Origin of the sequence: Devosia sp. (assembly GCF_036406155.1) — a bacterium.
Lineage (GTDB): Bacteria > Pseudomonadota > Alphaproteobacteria > Rhizobiales > Devosiaceae > Devosia_A.
The window spans coordinates 1-3,797 of record NZ_DASWVV010000119.1; the positions used below are offsets into that span (position 1 = coordinate 1).

Here is a 3,797-nt window from a genome sequence, read left to right on the forward strand (position 1 = left end):
GCCCCGGCGGCCCCCGCCAACTAGCCGGGCGCATCGCGCAACTCCCCCGCTCTGCCGGCAGCGGCGGAGCGGGGTGACGTCACCCGCGTGCGGCGCGCCACCTCGCCACAGGTGGCGACGGATCGATCGTGCCGTCCCGGGCTGGCCTTGGGGTGGGTGCCTTTCTTGCCGCCTCCGTTGAGGCGCTGCCCCCCGGCCGGTGGGCTCGGCCGGCTCATCGATTGCGCTGCGGCGGCAACTGGAGGTGATGACATGCTGGTGCCGGGCGGGTTCAACATCCCGAAAGGCGCTGGCTCGACCTCTGGAAACGTCATCGCCGCCTGCATCAGGGGCCTGGTGACGTTCTGGCGAGGGTCGCGCGGCGTGCCGGAAAGCGTCATGTGGCGGCGGCCATGAGTTCGCGCTTCATCGGCGTCCTGGACATCGGCAGGACCAGCGCCAAGGTCGCCCTCGTCGACCTTGCGTCCCGCAGCGAAAGCATGGCGCGCAAGCTGCCCAATACGGTGCGCAGCGACGGGCCGTATCCGCATTACGACGTCGAGGCGCTCTGGGCATTTACCCTCGAAGCCCTCGCCGAGCTCAACCGGGAAGCCCCGCTCGAGGCGCTGAGCGTCACCACGCACGGGGCGAGCGCGGCGCTGGTCGGGGCTGACGGCCAACTCACCCTGCCGGTCCTCGACCACGCGTTTGCCGGACCCGACGAACTGGCGGTCGAATACGATGCGGCGCGCCCCGCCTTCACCGAAAGCTTCACCCCGCGGCTGCCGGGCGGGCTGAACCTCGGCGCGCAACTGTTCTGGCAGGCGCGGCGCTTTCCCGACGCGTTCGAGGCGGCCCGCTGGATCGTGCCCTATCCACAATACTGGTCGTTTCGGCTGAGCGGCGTCGTCGCCTCCGAGATCACGTCGCTGGGCTGCCATACCGATCTGTGGAACTTCGAGACCGACCTGTATTCCTCGCTGGTCCTCGGCCAGCGCTGGCTCCACAAGATGCCAGCGGTCCGCCCGGCCACCGACGTCCTCGGGCCGGTGTTGCCGGAACTTGCTGCGCGGCTCGGTTTGCGGCCGCATGTGCCGGTGCACTCGGGCATCGAGGATGCCAACGCCTCGCTGCTGCCGCACCTGCTGGAGCGTGAGCCACCCTTTGCGGTGGTGTCGACCGGGCCGTGGGTCGCCGTCTTCGCCCCGGGCGGCAGCCTGAGCCGGCTCGATCCCGCGCGCGGCTGCCTCGCCAACATCGATGCCTTCGGCCGGCCCGTCCCATCGGCGCGCTTCATGGGTGGTCTTGAGTTGGTCCAATTGTGCGGCGAGCAGCCGCCGGTGCCGCACGAGGCGGCCATCGCCCGCGTGCTGGAGGAGGCCATCGTGCTGTCGCCATCGGTCGCGGAGGGCTCCGGTCCCTTCCCCGAACGCCGGGCGCGCTGGAACAAGCCCCTCCATACGCTCGACCGCGGCACGGTGCACGTCGCCGTCTCGTTCTATCTGGCGATGATGACCGCCGCCTGCCTCGATCTCACCGGCGCCGACGGCGACGTCGTGGTCGAGGGGCCGTTCGCCGGCGACCGGCTCTATCTGCAGATGCTGGCCTCCGCCGTGGGCCGCCGCGTCCTTGCGACGGCGGACGCGAGCCTCGGCGCGTCCATCGGCGCCGCCCTGCTGGCGCGCCCGCCCGGCGCCGGCCCGGACCAGAAAACAGCGCTGCAGATCGTCCCCGCCATGCCCGAGATGGCGGCCTATGCCCGGTACTGGCGCAGCATCGTCGGGGACGTCTGAGCACCCTCTCGCCGAGGCAACCCGGAGCACGCCGGAAGCGTTCCGGTGCCTGCAGGAAGGAGGGCGCCATCATGACCGAGATCCGGTACCAGGTCGTGGAGCACGACGGCGGCTGGGCCTACAAGGTGGGCGATGTGTTCTCGGAGACCTTCCCGAGCCGCCAGGTCGCCACCCTTGCCGCCGAACAGGCGGCGCAGCGGCAGGCGCAGGCCGGACGCACCGAGGCCATCAGCTACCAGGATGCCGAGGGCCGCTGGCACGAGGAAATCGCCCGCGGCGACGATCGCCCCGAAACCGGCGTCGCCCGCTGACATCCGCCCCCCCGCCTGGGGCGGCGATTCAACCGGCGTTGGCCAGCCGAGCCTGCCGGGCGGCCGCCTGCGCCTCCTCGATGGAGGCAAAGGTGAGCCCGTCTATGCCGAAAGCGTGGAAGCGCACGGCCAGAAAGCGGTAGCCCTCGGGGGCCGGGACCACGACGCCGAGCGGCTCGCCGTCGACTTCTATGGTGATCGGCTTGTTGCCTCTGGGCTTGTCGACAAAGGAATGTTGCATGGAACGTGCTCCATCGGCCTGTCCTTCAGGACGGCCGGGGTGTTACCGGGGTTGTGAGACGAAGGCGTGACAGAGGTCACATTCGTTTCGGTCGGTAACACCCGATCGCACGTACTTTCGCTACGTGAATTCGCCAGCCCTGGGATTGGGTACGATCGGCTTGCAGCATGTGTCGTCCTCCCTCGGGTCTTGCGTCACGAGGCGGGATCGTCTCCCGCCGGCTCTCGCGCCACGGTTCAGCCTCGGCTTTCCGCGCAGCATTTTTGTGGCGGCCGCATGGCAGGCGCCGGATGCTTATAGGGCGATTGTCTGCCTGCGGCAACCGGCGATTAACCGAAATCTCATGCCGGAAAATACTCTATACGCCGCGTTGCGAACGGGCGAGAAACGCCCCACCGATCTGGGCCGGTGCGGCGAAACGCTTTGCCGCCGTGGGAGCGAAGCGGGCAAAACCGCCCCAGGGCTCGTCCCAGAGGTCAGCCTTGTCCCTCAAGCTGCTCGCGCAGTGACTCCAATTCGAGCCACTCGTCCTCGGCCCGGGCCAGCGCGGCCATGGCGGCGTCGAGCCGCTGGCCGGCAGCAGCGAAGACGGCGGGGTCGCGGGCATAGAGGCCGGGATCGGCCAGCGTGTCGTGGAGGGCGGCGATCTCGCGTTCCAGCCCGGCGATTTCCCCCGGCAGGGTTTCGAGCGCGTGCTTCTGCTTGAAGGAGAGTTTCTGCCTTTTCGCGGGCGGCACGGCGGCCGCGTCCGGCTTGGCCCCCCGTGGCGCGCGGGCGACGGCCGGCGGGGCGGCGACGCCGTGGCCGCGCTGGGCCACCATGTCGGAATAGCCGCCGGCATACTCGATCCATGTCCCGCCTCCCTCGGCCACGATCACCGAAGTCGCCACGCGGTCGAGGAAGTCGCGGTCGTGGCTGACGACGAGGATCCCGCCGGGGAACCGGGCCAGCCAGTCGCCGAGCCAGGCGATGCCGTCGGCGTCGAGGTGGTTGGTCGGCTCGTCGAGCAGCAGCAGTTCCGGCGACTCCAGCAGCACGCGGGCCAGCGTCAGGCGGGCCTGCTCGCCGCCGCTGATCTCGCCGAGCGTCGCGGTGTCGGGCAGGTGGGCGATGTCGAGCCGCTGCCGCACCTGCGCCAACCAGGTCTCGGCGTTCCAGCCGGCGAGGTGGGTCCAGCGGTCGTCGAGGTCGCCGTACTCGGTGAGTACCCGGTGGTCGCCGGCCATCTGCTCGCGCAGGACCTCCATCCGCGCGTTCACCGCGACCAGTTCGCCCAGGCCCTCGGCGAGGAAGTCGCCCACGGTGGCGGCCGGGTCGGGGACCTGCTGGGTGAAGTACCCGACGGTGGTGTCGGAGGAGCGCTGCACCGGCCCGTACGGGGGCGGTTGGACGCCGGCGAGCACGTTCAGCAGCGGCGACTTCCCGGTGCCGTTCGGACCGACCAGGCCGATGCGGTCGCCGCGCCCGACGATC

At 70.4% G+C, this 3,797-nt stretch carries 4 protein-coding genes; 2 read left to right on the forward strand and 2 right to left on the reverse strand.

Translation table 11 applies throughout. The annotated features are described in order from the left end of the window. The first annotated feature begins 392 nt into the window (after positions 1–392). Together VGD93_RS07435 and VGD93_RS07440 are read left to right on the forward strand one after the other, a co-directional pair. Positions 393–1,772 carry an FGGY-family carbohydrate kinase gene (locus VGD93_RS07435; RefSeq protein WP_395010722.1) on the forward strand — a complete coding sequence of 460 codons (1,380 nt, stop codon included), beginning with the start codon at positions 393–395 and terminating at the stop codon, positions 1,770–1,772. A 71-nt stretch (positions 1,773–1,843) separates the two neighbouring features. Next, entirely contained in the window at positions 1,844–2,083 is a 240-nt protein-coding gene (locus tag VGD93_RS07440; protein ID WP_395010724.1) for a DUF2188 domain-containing protein, read from the forward strand. Positions 2,084–2,111: 28 nt separating this feature from the next. On the opposite strand, the gene VGD93_RS07445 is transcribed toward VGD93_RS07440, so the two are convergent. Both VGD93_RS07445 and VGD93_RS07450 read right to left on the reverse strand, forming a co-directional pair. After that, on the reverse strand, positions 2,112–2,324 hold the full coding sequence (locus VGD93_RS07445; protein WP_395010726.1) for a hypothetical protein: 213 nt from the start codon (positions 2,322–2,324) through the stop codon (positions 2,112–2,114). Between the two features lie 476 nt (positions 2,325–2,800). Beyond that, on the reverse strand, positions 2,801–3,797 hold a 997-nt coding region (locus tag VGD93_RS07450), incomplete at its 5' end, for an ATP-binding cassette domain-containing protein (protein ID WP_395010728.1).